Raw genomic sequence first — 15,568 nt, forward strand, 5'->3', positions numbered from 1 at the left:
GGGAGCAGGATGCGCAAGCGAAACGGGTGGCTGCTCGCCACCTTGATGGCGACGAGTGCGGCTGCGGCGCAGCAGTCGCCTGCGATCGACCTCAACCAGCTGGGGTTCGAGCCGGCCGACGTGAAGCTGGCCGTGGTGCGGGGCGCGGGTACGAAGACGCTGCCCTGGCTGCTGCTGGATACGGATGGCAAGGCGGTGGGCAAGGGCGAGACCCTGGTTTACGGCCCTGACGCAAGCTCGGGTGCGGTGGTGCAGCGGATCGACTTTTCGGGTTTCCGTCGTGCGGGCAAGGGCTATCGCCTGTCGGTCGCCGGGGTGACCAGCGATCCCTTCGCGATTGCGCCGAGCCTCTACCGGCCGCTGGTGCGCGACGCGGCGAACTTCTTCTACCAGCAACGCGCCGGCACCCCGATCGACGCGAAATTCGCCGGTTCCGCCTGGGCACGCCCTGCGGGTCACGCGCACGAAGTGGCGGGCTGCTTTTCCGGCGTCGACGAGCGCGGCACTGTATGGCCGGGGTGCGCCTACAAGCTCGACGTGACCGGCGGCTGGTACGATGCCGGCGACCACGGCAAGTACGTCGTCAACGGCGGCATCGCGCTGTGGACACTGCTCAACGCCTATGCGCGCCGCCCCAAGGCCTTCCCGGACGGATCGCTGCGCATCCCGGAAAGCGGCAACGGCGTGAGCGACCTGCTCGACGAAGCGCGCTGGGAGATGGAATTTCTGTTGCGGATGCAGATCCCGGATGGGGTACGCACGCAGGTGCCTTCGGGCCCGCTCGGCGCGCCCAAGCCCGGCCGCCCGGCCTGGGAAGCGAGCTTCCCGCCCTTCGCCGAAATCGATGCCGGCGGCATGGCGCACCAGAAGGTCGCCGACCGCAACTGGACCGCGCTGCCCATGCCCCCGCAGAACGACCGCGAGGAACGGCTGCTCTATCCGCCGACGACGGGGGCGACGCTCAATCTCGCGGCGACGGCGGCGCAGTGCGCGCGGCTGTGGCGCGAGGTGGACGATGCCTTCGCCGCCCGCTGCCTCACCGCCGCGCGGCGGGCCTGGGCGGCGGCGCAGCGCAACCCCCAGGTCTATGCTACCAGCAGCTTCACCGGCAGCGGCGGCTATGGCGACAACAGCCTGAGCGACGAATTCTACTGGGCTGCTGCCGAGCTCTACGCGACGACCGGCGAGGCGGCATTCCGCAAGGCGGTGACCGGCTCGCCGCACTTCGGCGAAGCGGTCCGCGCGCCTGGCTGGAGCTTCACCGCGCCGCTTGGCACGATCACCCTCGCGACGGTGAAGACGGGCCTCAGCGATGCCGAGGTGCAGAAGCTGCGCGCCACGCTGATCGCGGCGGCGGACGGCATGCTCGAGCAGCGCCGCCAGAACGGCTATGCGATCCCCTACAAGGCGCAGGGCTATCCCTGGGGATCGAACGGTGACCTGATGAACCAGGCAATGCTGCTCGGTGTGGCGAGCGACCTGACCGGCGACTCGAAGTACCGCGGGGGCATCGTCTCCGCGCTGGACTATCTGCTCGGCCGCAACCCGATGGGGACCTCCTATGTCAGCGGCCATGGAGTGCGGTCGCTCAACAACCCGCACCACCGTTTCTGGGCGCATGTGCTGGATGCCAAGCTGCCGGGGCCGCCGCCGGGCGTGCTTTCGGGCGGACCGAACGACACGGCACTGGCCGACCCGGTGGCGATGCAGCTCAAGGGCAAGTGCGTCGCCCAGACCTGCTGGGCCGACGATATCCATGCCTATGCGCTGAACGAAGTCGCCATCAACTGGAACGCGCCGTTCTTCTGGGTGGCGGCGTGGATGGAGGATTGAGCCAGAGGGGAGGGAGCCTTGCTCCCTCCCCGAGCCGCGTTAGCGCACGGTCAGCGTAGCGCTCTTCAGCGTCGCCGAGTTCGGGCCGGACGAAATCGTGAAGGTCCCCGGCTCCACGACATGCTTCATCTGGCTGTTCCACAGCGCCAGATCGTCCGGGGTGAGCTCGAAGCGCACCGTTTTCTTTTCGCCCGGCTTGAGCGTCACGCGCTCGAAGCGCTTGAGTTCGATCACCGGTCGCGTCACCGAGGCCTCGTCGTCATGGACGTAGAGCTGGACCACCTCGTCCCCGGCGACCTTGCCGGTGTTGGTCACGTCCACCTCGATGTTCGCCTTGTCGGCGATGCCGATCGTCGGCGTGCCCAGACGTGGGGCCGAGATGTCGAAGCTGGTGTAGCTCAGACCATAGCCGAACGGGTAGAGCGGGCTGGTGTCGCCGAACAGGTAGCCGCGGCGCGCGCTCGGCTTCTTGTTGTAGTAGATCGGCAGCTGGCCGACATTGCGCGCCACCGAGACCGGCAGCTTGCCGCCCGGATTGTAGCGGCCGAACACCACGTCGGCGAGCGCGGTGCCGGTCTGCTCGCCGAGATACCAGCCCTCGATCAGCGCCGGGGCCTTCTCGGCGAGGTAGTTCACCGCATAGGGGCGGCCGTTGAGCAGGATCACCACGACCGGCTTGCCGAGCGCGATCAGCTCCTTGGCGAGCTGGTCCTGCGGCCCCGGCAGGTCGAGCGTCTCGCTGTCGCCGAGATGGTTGTCGGCCCAGGCCTCGCGGCTCACCGCCTCGTTGCCGCCGAGCACCAGCACCACGACATCGGCGTTCTTCGCCGTCTCCAGCGCCTGGGCGCGGAGCTGGTCGTTCACCGGCGCCGGCACTTGCTTCACCTCGTCCTTCGACCATTCGCGATGGTCGGTGATGCGCACGCCCTCGGCATAGTCGACCGCGAACTTGCCCTTGCCCTCGGCCTGCATGCCCTCGAGCACGCTGACGACATGGTTGGGCAGGTCCGAATAGCCGCCGATCGGGGTGTCCTTGGCGTGGGTGCCGATCACTGCCATGCGCTTGATGCCCCTGGCGTCGAGCGGCAGCAGGCCCTGGGCATTCTTCAGCAGCACGATCGATTCGCGCGCGGCCTGGCGGGACAGGGCGATGGCTTCGGGCGTGTTGGTGCGCGCCGCCGCCAGCTTCACTTCGGGATAGGGGTTTTCGAACAGCCCGCCCTCGAACTTCATCCGCAGCACGCGGCGCACGGCATTGTCGATCTCGCCCTGGCTGACCCGGCCTTCCTTGACGAGCTGGACGAGGTGCGTGAACGCCTCGCCGTCCGGCGTTTCCACGTCGACGCCCGCGTCGAGCGCGCGCTGGGCCGCGTCCTTGGGGTCCTTGAACATGTGGTGACGGGTGATCAGCTCGCGGATCGCGAAATAGTCGCTGACCACGGCGCCCTGGAAGCCCCATTCGCCGCGCAGCACGTCGGTGAGCAGCCATTTGTTGGCATGGCTGGGGATGCCGTCGATCTCGTTATAGCTGGCCATCACCGACATCACCGGCAGCGTCTTCACCGCCTGTTCGAAGGGCGGGAAGAAATCCTCGCGCAGCGTCCGCTCGCCGAGCGAGGCGGGGCCGACATTGGTGCCGTTCTCGGGCTGGCCATGGCCGGTCATGTGCTTGAGGGTGATGAACACCTTGTCGGACTTGAGCGGCAGGGTGGTGCCCTGGAAGCCGCGGATCGCCGCCAGCCCCATCTGGGTGACGAGATACGGGTCCTCGCCATAGGTCTCCTCGATGCGGCCCCAGCGCGGATCGCGCGCCACGTCGACCACGGGGGCGAGGACGAGGTTGGCGCCGCGGGCGCGCGCTTCCCTTGCGGCCATCGAGAAGATGTTCTCGACCAGCTTCGGGTTGAAGCTGCTGGCGAGGCCGATCGACTGGGGGAAGCTGGTCGCGCCGGGCGCGACCAGGCCGTGGAGCGCTTCCTCGTGCATCAGCATCGGGATGCCGAGCCGGGTCTTCTCCATCGCCCATTTCTGCGCGGCATAGACATAGCGCGCGGTTTCTTCCGGGCTGCGATTGACCGCACCGGCTACCGCGCCGGCCGCGTCCCCCTGCCCTGCGACGACGCCGCGGCGGTCATAGGGGCGCGAAATCATGCCCAGGCCGTTGGGGAAGTTGGCGCTCGCCTTGAGGGGGTCGAACTCGCCCCTGGCGTCCTGGACCAGCCCCTTGTTGAGCCACAGCGCCTGGAGCTGCTGGACCTTCTCCTCCAGCGTCATGCGGGCGAGGAGGTCGTCGACGCGCGCCTCGACCGGCTGGCTCGCATCCTTGTACAGCGGCTTGCCGGCGACATTGGTCTGCGCGGCGGCGGGCTGCGCGGCGACGAAGGGGGTCAGAGCGCTCGCAGCGATGGCAAGCGCGGCGACGCGACGGAATGAGCGCATGTTCCTCTCCCTGAAGGCCGGCGACATTGGTGCAGTCGCCTCTTGCCATGTTGGTAGCGCTATCAGCTATAAGGGGGCGTAACGACGCCGGTCAACCGGTGCGGGGTAAGGGCACGCGAACGATTGCAATCGTGATAGCGCGCACTTAAGCGTTCGTGCAGGAGGGGGGATGACCAAACCAAGCCGGCGCAGCCGGGGCAGCATCACCGTACAGGACGTGGCCCGCGAGGCAGGCGTATCCGCCATGACCGTGTCGCGCGTCGTCAACGGCGGCACCAATGTGCGCGAAGCGACTCGCGAAGCCGTGCTCGCGGCGATCGCCAAGCTCAACTACTCGCCGAACAGCGCCGCACGCAGCCTGGCCGCAGGGGAGGCGACCCAGATCGGGTTGCTCTACTCGAACCCGTCGGCCGCCTATCTGTCGCAATTCCTGATCGGCGCGCTGGCCGCGGCGCGGCGGGCAGGGTGCCATCTGGTGCTCGAGGCCTGCGAAGGCGAGCGCGCCGAGGAGCAGGCCGAGGCGACCCGCGGCTTCGTGCAGACGCATGTGCAGGGCGTGATCCTGCCGCCGCCGCTCTCCGAAGTGACGGCGGTGCGCGACGAGCTGGAAGCGGCGGGCATCCCCTGGGTATCGGTGGCGATGGGCCTGCCCCCCGAGGGCAGCCTCAACGTCCGCATCGACGATTTCGCCGCCGCCTGCGCGATGACCAAGCACCTGCTCGACATGGGCCACCGCCATATCGGCTTCATCCGCGGCAATCCCAATCAGACTTCCAGCGCCGAGCGCTATCGTGGCTTCTGCGCGGCCATCGAGGAAGCAGGGCTCGACCTGGCCGCGATGCCGGTGGAGCAGGGCTATTTCACCTTCCGCTCCGGCATCGTCGCCAGCGAGGCACTGCTCGACCTGCCCGACCCGCCAACCGCGATCTTCGCCAGCAACGACGACATGGCCGCGGCCGCGGTGGGCGTGGCGCATCGCCGCGGGTTGCACGTGCCGCAGGACTTGAGCGTCGTCGGGTTCGACGATACCGCGCTCGCCACCACCATGTGGCCCGAGCTTACCACCGTCCGCCAGCCGATCGCCGCAATGGCCGAGGCGGCGCTGACCATGCTCCTCGACGAGCTGCGGCCGCGCGGGCAGATCACCGAGCCCGAACAAGTGCTTGCACATCAGCTCATCGTGCGCGAATCCTGCGCGCCGCCGCCCAAGCGATAGGACAACGCTGGCAGAATCTTGCGTGAACGCAGCTGCCGGCTTGCTTTTCCTGGTTGCACGGGCCAGCGTTACCGCTAACAAATCGGCCCAACTTCCCGGGCTAGGAGAGGGATCGGATGAATCAGACGGCGGAGCGGGCCAATATCGGCCTGATCGGCGCCATCGTGGCCGTAGCCACGATCGGCGGATTGCTTTTCGGATATGACAGCGGCGCGGTGAACGGCACCCAGCCGGGCCTGCAGGCCGCGTTCGCGCTCGATGAAGCCGGGCTCGGCTTCACCGTCGGCTCGCTGCTGATCGGCTGCGTCGCGGGCGCCTTCTTCGCCGGCACGCTGGCGGACCAGATGGGCCGCCGCAACGTGATGCGGCTCGCCGCGCTCCTCTTCCTCGGCGGCGCGCTCGTCCAGGGCTTTGCGCACGACCATACGATCTTCGTCATCGCCCGGATCGCCGGCGGTATCGCGGTCGGCGCCGCATCGGTGCTGTCGCCCGCCTATATCTCCGAAGTCGCCCCTGCGAACATTCGCGGCCGGATGACGACGGTGCAGCAGATCATGATCATCTCCGGACTCACCGCCGCGTTCGTGGTCAACTATTATCTGGCCGGCGCGGCCGGTGCCTCGACCAACAAGTTCTGGGCCGGCCTCGAGGCCTGGCGCTGGATGTACCTGATGCAGGCGCTGCCGGCGGCGGTGTTCCTGGTCGCCTTGTTCTTCATTCCCGAAAGCCCGCGCTTCCTGGTCGCCAAGGGCCGCACCGAGGAAGCTACCAAGGTGCTGACCGACCTGTTCGGCCCGGCCACCGCGCGCACCAAGCTGGAGGAGATTCGCGCCAGCTTCACCGCCGATCACCGCCCGAGCTTCCGCGACCTGATCGACCCGCGCACCGGCAAGATCCGCACCATCCTGTGGGCGGGCCTGGTGATCGCGGTGTTCCAGCAGCTCGTCGGCATCAACGTGATCTTCTACTACGGCTCGACGCTGTGGCAGCTGGCCGGCTTCACCGAAGCGGATTCGCTGCTGATCAACATCGTCTCGGGCGCGGTCTCGATCGCCGCCTGCCTCGTCACCATCGGCCTGGTCGACAAGATCGGCCGCAAGCCGCTGCTGCTGATCGGCTCGGCGGGCATGGCGGTGACGCTGTTCGTGCTGGTCTATGCCTTCGGCCATGGCTCGCTCGACGCCGCCGGCAAGTTGGTGCTCTCGCCCGAACTCGGCAAGATCGCCGTGGTCGCCGCCAACCTTTACGTGATCTTCTTCAACGTCAGCTGGGGCCCGGTGATGTGGGTGATGCTCGGCGAGATGTTCCCGAACCAGATCCGCGGCTCGGCGCTTGCCGTGTGCGGCTTCGCGCAGTGGTTCGCCAACTATCTGATCGCGCAGAGCTTCCCGGTGATGGCGTCCAAGCTCGGCTTGGCCGCCAGCTACACCTTCTACGCTGTCTGCGCGGCGGTCAGCTTCTTCCTCGTCCTGAAGTTCATCAAGGAAACCAAGGGCAAGGAACTCGAGGCGATGGAGGGGTAAGACGAAGGCGCGTCGATTGGGACCCGCCCTTCGTTACGCCGTCATCCCGGCGAAAGCCGGGATCCATTCGCCTCTCGGTCGAAGCAAGAGCGGCGACGGAGGCCATAATGGACCCCGGCTTTCGCCGGGGTAACGTCTTCGGGGAAGCGAGGGGCCCTGATCGGCGCGACCAGCGAGTACCCTTCGAGTTTTGGTTTGGGAGAATATCGTGACCCGCACGCCCGTCCGTCCGTTCCGATCGCGCGAATGGTTCGCCGCCCCCGGCCGCGCCGACATGGCCGCGCTCTATCTCGAGCGGTTCATGAACTACGGCATCACGCCGGCGGAGCTGACCTCGGGCAAGCCGATCATCGGCATCGCCCAGTCCGGCAGCGACATCGCGCCGTGCAACCGCATCCACCTCGAGACGGTGAAGCGCGCCCGCGAAGGCATCCTCGCGGCGGGCGGCATTCCGATGGAGTTTCCGCTCCACCCGATCTTCGAGAATTGTAGGCGTCCGACCGCCGCGCTCGATCGCAACCTCGCCTATCTGGGCTTGGTCGAGATCCTCAACGGCTATCCGATCGACGCGGTGATCCTCACCACCGGCTGCGACAAGACCACGCCCTCGTCGCTGATGGCCGCCTCCACCGTCGACATCCCGGCGATCGTCCTCTCGGGCGGGCCGATGCTCGACGGCTGGCACGAAGGCGAACTGGTCGGCTCGGGCACGGTGATCTGGCGCTCGCGCCGCAAGATGGCGGCGGGCGAGATCGACGAGGCCGAGTTCCTCCGCCGGGCGATGGAGAGTGCGCCCTCCTCGGGCCATTGCAACACGATGGGCACGGCCTCGACGATGAACAGCATGGCCGAGGGGCTGGGCATGAGCCTGCCCGGCTGCGCGATGATCCCGGCGCCCTATCGCGAGCGCGGGCAGATCGCCTATGAGACCGGCCGCCGCATCGTCGAGATGGCCTATGAGGACCTTCGCCCGTCGAAGATCCTCACCAAACAGAGCTTCCTCAACGCGATCAAGCTGCTCACCGCGATCGGCGGTTCGACCAACGCCCAGCCGCACCTCAACGCGATGGCGGCGCATGCCGGCATCACCATCACGCCCGAGGACTGGCAGACCGGCTATGACCTGCCGCTGATCGTCAACATGCAGCCGGCGGGGCAATATCTGTCCGAGCGCTTCCACCGCGCAGGCGGCATCCCCGCGGTGCTCAAGCTGCTGGTCGATGCCGGCATCCTCGACGGCAGCGTCGCGACCTGCACCGGCCGCACCATGGCGGAGAATGTCGCCGAGGCGCGCGTGCTGGATGCGGACGTGATCTTCCCCATCGACAAGCCGTTGATGGAGAAGGCCGGTTTCCTGGTGCTCACCGGCAATTTGTTCGACATGGCGATCATGAAGACCAGCGTGATCTCCGAGCAGTTCCGCGCGCGCTACCTCTCCACCCCGGGGCAGGAGGGCGTGTTCGAGGTCCGTGCGGTCGTGTTCGACGGATCGGACGATTATCACCACCGGATCAACGATCCGGCGCTCGCCATCGACGACAATTGCATCCTGGTGATCCGCGGCGCGGGCGTGCTGGGCTGGCCGGGCTCGGCCGAGGTGGTCAACATGCAGCCGCCCGACGCGCTGCTCCAGAAGGGCATCCAGAGCCTGCCGACGCTGGGCGACGGTCGCCAGTCGGGTACGTCGGACAGCCCCTCGATCCTCAACGCCTCGCCGGAGAGCGCGGCGGGGGGCGGCCTTTCCTGGCTGCGCACCGGCGACGTGATCCGGATCGACCTCAACCAGGGCCGTGTCGACGCGCTGGTCGAGGCCGACGAGATCGCCCGCCGCAAGGGCGAGCCGGCGCCGCCGATCCCGCCGAGCAACACGCCGTGGGAAGAACTGTACCGCGAGAAGTCGGGCCAGCTGCACGAAGGCGGCGTGCTGGAGTTCGCGACCAAGTATCGCGGCACCGGGCTGAAGGTGCCGCGGCATAATCATTGATCGGGAAGGGGTGGGGGTCACCCTTTCCTCCAGTCCTCCGTCATTCCCGCTCAGGCGGGAATCCATTTGCCAGGACGCCGGGGGAAAGAGCCTCGGCATCAGCGCCAATGGATCCCCGCCTGCGCGGGGATGACGATGGTGGTGTGGCGAGCGGCGTCCGCTTGTCTGCGACCCAACCGCACCTCCGGCCCATTCCGGAGATGGAAAGTGTCACTCGCCAGTGATAGTTAACCATCGCCAACAACAGGGGGATGGACGGGGTGGACGAGACGGCACCGGCGAAGCGGCCGCGCAATGCGGCGAATACGCGGGGCGTGATTCTGGCGGCAGCCAAGGCGCTGCTCGCCGAACAGGGCTTTGCCCGCTGGGGCGTGAACGCGATCGCGCGTGCCTCGGGCTATGACAAGCAGCTGATCTACCGGTATTTCGGCGGCATGGATGGGCTCGCCGAGGCGATCGCTACCGATGTTTCCGCTTGGATGGAAACCGCGCTGGTGCGCCCCGAGAACGTGCCTCCGCCGGCCAGCTATGCCGAGATGATGGCGCGCGTCGCGGTGGCGCTGCTCGATGCGCTGCGCAGCGATCCGCTGGCGCAGAAGATTCTCGCCTGGGAGCTCTCCGCCCCCTCCAAGGTCGCCACCGCCTTCACCGAGGCACGCGGCAAGGCGCTGAGCGCCTGGATCGCCCGCGAGCGCGGCACGCTGCAGCGCCCGACCGGGATCGACGCGCCGGTGCTCAATGCGCTGCTGATCGCCGCGATCCAGCAGCTGGTGCTGTCGGGGGCGCAGAGCGGGCGGTTCCTCGGGCTGGACCTGAGCGAGGAAGCCGGCTGGGAGCGGGTTCGCGGCGGCATCGCCGAGCTGACCAAGGCGATGTTTCAGTAAGCGCAAGCGTTTCCTCCCCGAGCTTCGCCCGGGGAGGAATTTGGCTTTACGCCCCCACGCGGATCATCGTGCCCTTCTGCCCGGCCACCGTCACCCGGAAGCGGAACAGGTCGCCCGAGCCCGGCCGTGCGGCCTTGTCCTCGGCCGAGAGGTGCTTGTTCGCCGTGGTGGCATAGACCGTCTTCAGGTCCGGCCCGCCGAACGCGATCTTGGTGATCGCATCGACTGGGAAGGGCACGGTCTCGACCAGCTCGCCCGCCGGCGAATAGCGGCGCACCGCAGAGCCGGCGTACAGGCTCACCCACACAAAGCCTTCGCTGTCGACGCACGGGCCGTCGGGGAAGCCCTCGCCGTCGGCGATGCGGACGAACTCGCGGCGGTTCACCAGCGCGCCCTCCGCGTCGATGTCGCAGGCATAGATCACCTGGCCAAGCGTATCGACATGGTAGAGAATCTTGCCGTCGGGCGAGACCGCCGGGCCGTTGGTGATCGAGACCTTGGGGGCGGAAGCCACGCAGGTCCCGTCGGCGGCGAGGCGATAGATGGTGCCGCTGGCCTCGCTCTCGCCGTCATCCATCGTGCCGAACCAGAGGCGACCTTCGGAATCGACGGTGCCGTCGTTGAGCCGGTTGCCGGGCAGGCCGGGCTCGGGGTCGACCAGCGGGGTGAAGCTGCCGTCGGCGGGGTCGAACTTGGCGAGCCCGGTCTGCAGCCCCGCGACGAAGCCGCCGCTGGCGCAGGGCAGCGCGAAGCCCACCTGTGCCGGCGCATCCCAGCTCTGCTTGGCGCCGGTGGCGGGATCATAGCGGTGGATCTTGTGGCTCTTGATGTCGACGAACCACAGCGCGGCGTCGCGCTCCACCCAGACGGGGCCTTCGAGAAGCGGGGCAGCGAGCCCCCACACGCTCTCCGGCGCCGATACCACCACTGTGTCGGTCATCTTATCTCCAGCCCGCATCCACGAAGAATTCGTGGCTCGTTATCAGGCGCGCGTCGTCCGATGCAAGGAACAGCGCCGCGGCGGCGATGTCGTCGGGGACGAGGCGACCGGGCAGGCACTGCGCCTTGACGATCTCGGCCTCGCCCTCGGGCGTGTACCACTTCATCTGGCGCGGCGTCTTGACGTTGCCGGGGACGATGCAGACCGAGCGGATGCCGTCCGGGCCGAGCTCGCGCGCCAGGCTGCGGGTGAGGCCCTCGATTGCCGCCTTGGCGGTCTGGTAGAGCGTCAGCTCCTCGAGTGCGAGGTGCCAGGAGATCGAGCCGAGGTTGATGATCACGCCGGCGCGCTTCGCCTTCATCGCCGGGATCACCGCCTGCGCCATGAAGAACTGGTGACGCAGGTTCACGTTGATGCGGTTGTCCCAATATTCCGGGGTCACCTGCTCGATCGTGTGGCGGTCGTCGTTGGCGGCGTTGTTGAGCAGCACGTCGAAGCCGCCCTCGGCGTCGATCAGCGCCTGCACCTGCGCCTGCGCGGCGCGGACGTCGGTGAGGTCGACCTTGTAGAAGCGCGGCGCGATCGCGGCGCCCGACAGGCTGGCGACCAGCGCCTTGGAATCGTCCTCGGCGATGTCGAAGAAGGTCACGTCCGCGCCCTGGCGGACGAACCCCTCGACCAGCCCGGCGCCGATCCCCGACCCACCACCGGTGATCAGGATGCGCTTGCCCTTCAGGCTCGGATAGACGGCACGCTCAGCGGCCGGAATCGGGCCCTGCTGGAGATCGGCTTGCGACATGGACACCCTTACGCGTTGGAGAGAAGGCCGCGGGCGGCGAGGTTGCGCATCAGATCGCGGATGCCGAACGTCCAGGGCGCGGCGGCCTTCGACGTGGTGACGCGGTTGACGAGCGTGCCGAGCTTCGGCGTCGAGATGCGGACGACGTCGCCCGCCTTGTGGGTGAAGCCGCGGCCGGGATGGTCGCGGTCCTGCACCGGCGCGAACAGCGTGCCGAGGAACAGCGCGAAGCCGTCCGGATACTGGTGCTCGCTCAGCGTCTGGCGGACGAGATCGGTGGGATCGCGGCTGATCTCGCTCATCTTGTTGGTGCCCGAGAGGCGATAGCCCTCCGGCCCGTCGATGGTGAGGTCGACCACCGCGCCGCGCACGTCGTCCATGGTGAAGTTGTCGTCGAACAGGCGGATGAACGGTCCGATCGAGGTCGACGCGTTGTTGTCCTTCGCCTTGCCGAGCAGCAGCGCGCTGCGGCCCTCGAAGTCGCGCAGGTTGACGTCGTTGCCGAGCGTCGCGCCCTTGATATTGCCATTGCGGTCCACCGCGAGCACGATTTCGGGCTCGGGGTTGTTCCAGTCGCTGTCCGAGCGGATGCCGATCTCGGCGCCCCAGCCCATCGCCGACAGCACCGGCGCTTTGGTGAACACTTCCGCGTCCGGCCCGATCGCGACTTCGAGATATTGCGACCACATGCCGGCATCGATCAGCGCGGCCTTGAGGCTGGCGGCTTCCTCGGTGCCGGGGACGACCGCGCGGATGCCCGAGCCGACCTTGGCCTCGAGGTCGCCGCGGATCTCGGCCGCCTTGGCCGAATCGCCGCGGGCGCGCTCCTCGATCACGCGCTCCAGCGCCGAGACGGCGAAGGTGACGCCGCAGGCCTTCACGCACTGCAGGTCTACCGGCGCGAGGATCGCCGGCGCCGATTCGGTGCCGAGCGCCTCGACGCTGCACAGCAGCTCGCCGCCGAGCGTGGCGATGTCGTCACGCTCCAGCAGGTCGGCGACGGTGGGCGCGGTGGCCGACACGTCGATCACCTGGCCGTCGCGGAGGATCACGGGGCTGGGGCCGGCAGCGGTCTGCACACGACCGACCAGAATCGCCTGCGCATGATCGGCAGGCAGCATGTCTCTAAGCGCTTCCAAGGGACCTCTCACCAACTCGTTTCGGATTGTGATAGCGCTACCATTGGCGCTCGGCCAAGGCAAATGTCAAGAAGGGCATAGCCGGGTTCAGCGCCGTTTCAAATATAAGATAAAATTTCGGCGACGATCGCCTCGGGCGCCCGCATCGCGCCGTCTTCGCTGGCGCGGACGACCTTCCACGGCCCCAGCAGATCGGCGGCGACGATCGTCTCGTAATTGCCGCGCACGCGCTGCTGGAGCGCGATGTCGGCCTCATATTCGTCGAAGCTGCGATCGGTGTAGCTGCGCTGCGCCTTTTGCAGGATCAGCGCGCGGGCAAGATCCCAGGGGGTGTCGAGATAGATCGACAGCCGCGGGCGGGGCAGGGCGAACTGGCCGGTTTCCAGCGCGAGGATCCAGTCCATCAGCGCGCGGCCCTCGTCGCCGCCCAGCTTGGCGCCCTGATAGGCCATGTTCGAGGCAATGTAGCGATCGAGCACGACTACGTCGTGGGTCGCCTGCGCCTCGAGCAGCGCGTCGCGCCACTCGAACCGATCGAGCGCATAGAGCACGGCCGCTGCGTGCGGGGTGACGGGGACGGGAAGTTCGCCGGCGAGCATCTTGCCGATCGTCACCCCGGCGACGGTCTCGCCATAGCGCGGGAAGCCGAGCACGGTGGCAGTGCGGCCCGCGGCCTGCAGCGTCGCGCACAGCCCGCGCGACGCGGTGTTCTTGCCGACGCCGTCGGCGCCCTCGATCGCGATGAGTTCACCCATGCGGGCGCCATAGCATGGTCCGATGGGTTGTCATCAAGACTCCCCTGCGCTCGGCAGGAGGGAAGCGCCGCGGCACAACGATCGTCATTCCCGCGAAGGCGGGAATCCATTTGCCAGGGCGCTGGAGGCAGGAACCACAGCTTCAGCGCCAATGGATCCCCGCCTTGGCGGGGATGACGTTGGGTGTGTGAATGCCGATTCCCTTTTTGCCGCAACCGCCGGAGGGAGTGGCTCCCCTCAATGGAACGACGCCGTCTCCGGCGGCGCGCAGAGCAGCGCGCAGGGGCCTTCGCCGTCGAGCGGCAGGATCGCGGTGAGCGCGGCCTTGCCGCCGGCATGGTCCATCAGCCAGCCGGGCTCGGCCACGGCGGGACGCTCGGGCGAGAAGGCGACGCCGATGCCGTCGGTGATCACGCCGAGCCGGCGGGGCGGGGTGGGCCAGCGGCCGGAGAGGTAGGTGATGCAGGCAGCGGCCGCGTCCTGCAGCGCGCCTTCGTCGCTGTCTTCGGGGCAGAAGCCCTCGGGGGTGGCGTCGATCTCGGCGACCAGGCGGAAATCGTCGCCGCGCCACCAGATCATCCGCAGCGAGCCATCGGTCTCCTGCTGCAGACCCAGAAAAAGCCGACCGCCCGCCGGAAGCAACGGTTGCGCGCAGCGCACCATTTCCTCGGCCAGTTCGGTCAGCTTGTAGTTCGACCGGGGTAGCATCTGCATCGCACCTCGGCCGAGTGTCTGGGGATTTCGGGGCATCGGATCGTTCCGGGAAGGGGTACCCTTCCCTTATAGAACGCTTTTGCCCCGATCGGGTATCAATGCAGCGCAGCGCGGTTCGCAAGCGGGGCGGCGGCGATCGCAATCGCCTCCACGGTCTCGCGGTTCGCCTCGGCTGCAACCACCGTGTCGATGCTCGCGGCGTCGATCGCGACGACGCTGGAGAGCAGGTTGTGCGGCTGGCTGGCGTCCGGCAGGATCGGCGTGGCGTTGCGGGCAGCCGCCGGCTGGCGGCGCTTGGCGGTGGCGGGCTCGCCATATTCGGCCATCACCGAGAAGCGCGGATCGGCGGCGGCGATCTCGGCGATCACCTTGGCGGCGCGCTTGGTGATCTGGCGGACGCGCTCCTTGGTCACGCCGGTTTCCATCGACAGGTCGTCGAGCGTGGCGGTCTGGAACACGCGGCGGGCGACGATCTCGCGGTCGCGCTCCAGCTTGGCTTCCAGCTTCTCCAGCTCGGCCGGATCGATGCCGTGGGTGGCGGTGCGGAGACGCGGGCCTTCGCGGCGCAGGGCGGCTTCTTCCCGCTTCGGGCGGGGACGGCGGCGGAGCTGCTCGATGCCCACCTTGCGGAGGTGATCGACATAGGCCTCGATCAGCGAGGCGATCGCGCCATCGGCGAGATAGTCCGACGCGGCGCTCTCGGTGCGCTCCAGGGCGTCCTCGTCCTCGATCATCGCTTCGGGCGACATTTCGTCGCCGTCCGCCGAGGTGACCATCGCGCTGAGCGAAACGGTGGTGGCTTCGACCTTCTTCGCCGAGGGGCGCTGGTCGGTCATCAGGCGGAAGCGCAGGCTCTGCAGCTCGCCGCGGATCTGCCAGTTGACGAAGGTGGTGAACTGGGCCTTTTCCGGCTCATAGGCCTGGATGGCGCGGTGCACGGCGATCGCGCAGCACTGCTCGGCGTCGTCCCAGTGGGCGGTCAGGCCATACTGGCGGATGAAGTGACGGATGCGGGGAGCGATCAGCTTCAGGATGCGGGCAAAGGCGCGATCGATTTCAGCGCGCTGACGGTTGGTCTGCTTCCCGTCCTTGGGCGCGTTTTCGATGACGGTTTGGACTGCGGCCTCGAGAGCGATCGTGATCTTCGACATCTGTATTCCCCTGGTTCAGCGCCGGTCCGATCGTTTCGGCGCCGTCGACAGGAGACACATTTCGTCTGAAACCTTTAAAGGAGTGCTAATCGCGAGCTTAGGGTCAGGACTCATTGGTCATAGCCAGAAGATGACGGTGGCCGCGAGGGCGACGGCAGAGAAGAAGACGGTTGGGCAGCGGTCGTAGCGAG

At 67.8% G+C, this 15,568-nt stretch carries 12 protein-coding genes; 5 read left to right on the top strand and 7 right to left on the bottom strand.

What is annotated here, in order from left to right:
- The first annotated feature begins 9 nt into the window (after positions 1-9).
- Complete coding sequence (locus GGR89_RS14000; RefSeq protein ID WP_125971793.1) at positions 10-1,833, top strand: glycoside hydrolase family 9 protein; 1,824 nt, start codon at positions 10-12, stop codon at positions 1,831-1,833.
- Between the two features lie 39 nt (positions 1,834-1,872).
- Here the strand turns inward: GGR89_RS14000 and GGR89_RS14005 are convergent, their stop codons facing one another.
- Positions 1,873-4,272 (bottom strand): glycoside hydrolase family 3 N-terminal domain-containing protein, encoded by a 2,400-nt coding sequence (locus GGR89_RS14005; RefSeq protein WP_125971794.1) that lies wholly within the window; start codon positions 4,270-4,272, stop codon positions 1,873-1,875.
- Between the two features lie 169 nt (positions 4,273-4,441).
- Between GGR89_RS14005 and GGR89_RS14010 the strand changes: the two genes are divergently transcribed.
- The 4 genes from GGR89_RS14010 to GGR89_RS14025 all read left to right on the top strand — a co-directional run bounded on the left by GGR89_RS14010 (position 4,442) and on the right by GGR89_RS14025 (position 9,879).
- The gene (locus GGR89_RS14010; protein ID WP_125971796.1) at positions 4,442-5,488 is read left to right on the top strand and encodes a LacI family DNA-binding transcriptional regulator; all 1,047 of its coding nucleotides are present in this window, start codon (positions 4,442-4,444) and stop codon (positions 5,486-5,488) included.
- A gap of 116 nt (positions 5,489-5,604) precedes the next feature.
- Positions 5,605-7,011 (top strand): sugar porter family MFS transporter, encoded by a 1,407-nt coding sequence (locus tag GGR89_RS14015; RefSeq protein WP_125971798.1) that lies wholly within the window; start codon positions 5,605-5,607, stop codon positions 7,009-7,011.
- Positions 7,012-7,216: 205 nt separating this feature from the next.
- Complete coding sequence (locus GGR89_RS14020; RefSeq protein ID WP_241217786.1) at positions 7,217-8,995, top strand: IlvD/Edd family dehydratase; 1,779 nt, start codon at positions 7,217-7,219, stop codon at positions 8,993-8,995.
- A gap of 251 nt (positions 8,996-9,246) precedes the next feature.
- On the top strand, positions 9,247-9,879 hold the full coding sequence (locus tag GGR89_RS14025) for a TetR/AcrR family transcriptional regulator (RefSeq protein ID WP_125971802.1): 633 nt from the start codon (positions 9,247-9,249) through the stop codon (positions 9,877-9,879).
- Positions 9,880-9,925: 46 nt separating this feature from the next.
- On the opposite strand, the gene GGR89_RS14030 is transcribed toward GGR89_RS14025, so the two are convergent.
- From GGR89_RS14030 to GGR89_RS14055, 6 genes are all read right to left on the bottom strand, one after another.
- Positions 9,926-10,819, bottom strand: coding sequence for an SMP-30/gluconolactonase/LRE family protein (locus tag GGR89_RS14030; protein ID WP_125971804.1), 894 nt, complete (start codon positions 10,817-10,819; stop codon positions 9,926-9,928).
- Position 10,820: 1 nt separating this feature from the next.
- Entirely contained in the window at positions 10,821-11,618 is a 798-nt protein-coding gene (xylB, locus tag GGR89_RS14035) for a D-xylose 1-dehydrogenase (RefSeq protein WP_125971806.1), read from the bottom strand.
- A gap of 8 nt (positions 11,619-11,626) precedes the next feature.
- Entirely contained in the window at positions 11,627-12,739 is a 1,113-nt protein-coding gene (locus tag GGR89_RS14040) for a fumarylacetoacetate hydrolase family protein (protein ID WP_125971808.1), read from the bottom strand.
- 116 nt (positions 12,740-12,855) lie between these two features.
- Positions 12,856-13,512 (bottom strand): dTMP kinase, encoded by a 657-nt coding sequence (locus tag GGR89_RS14045; RefSeq protein ID WP_125971810.1) that lies wholly within the window; start codon positions 13,510-13,512, stop codon positions 12,856-12,858.
- 237 nt (positions 13,513-13,749) lie between these two features.
- Entirely contained in the window at positions 13,750-14,226 is a 477-nt protein-coding gene (locus GGR89_RS14050; protein WP_241213247.1) for a hypothetical protein, read from the bottom strand.
- Between the two features lie 95 nt (positions 14,227-14,321).
- Entirely contained in the window at positions 14,322-15,377 is a 1,056-nt protein-coding gene (locus GGR89_RS14055; RefSeq protein ID WP_125971812.1) for a sigma factor-like helix-turn-helix DNA-binding protein, read from the bottom strand.
- Between the last annotated feature and the right edge of the window lie 191 nt (positions 15,378-15,568).

This window comes from Sphingomonas trueperi, from assembly GCF_011927635.1.
Taxonomy (GTDB): Bacteria; Pseudomonadota; Alphaproteobacteria; order Sphingomonadales; family Sphingomonadaceae; genus Sphingomonas; species Sphingomonas trueperi.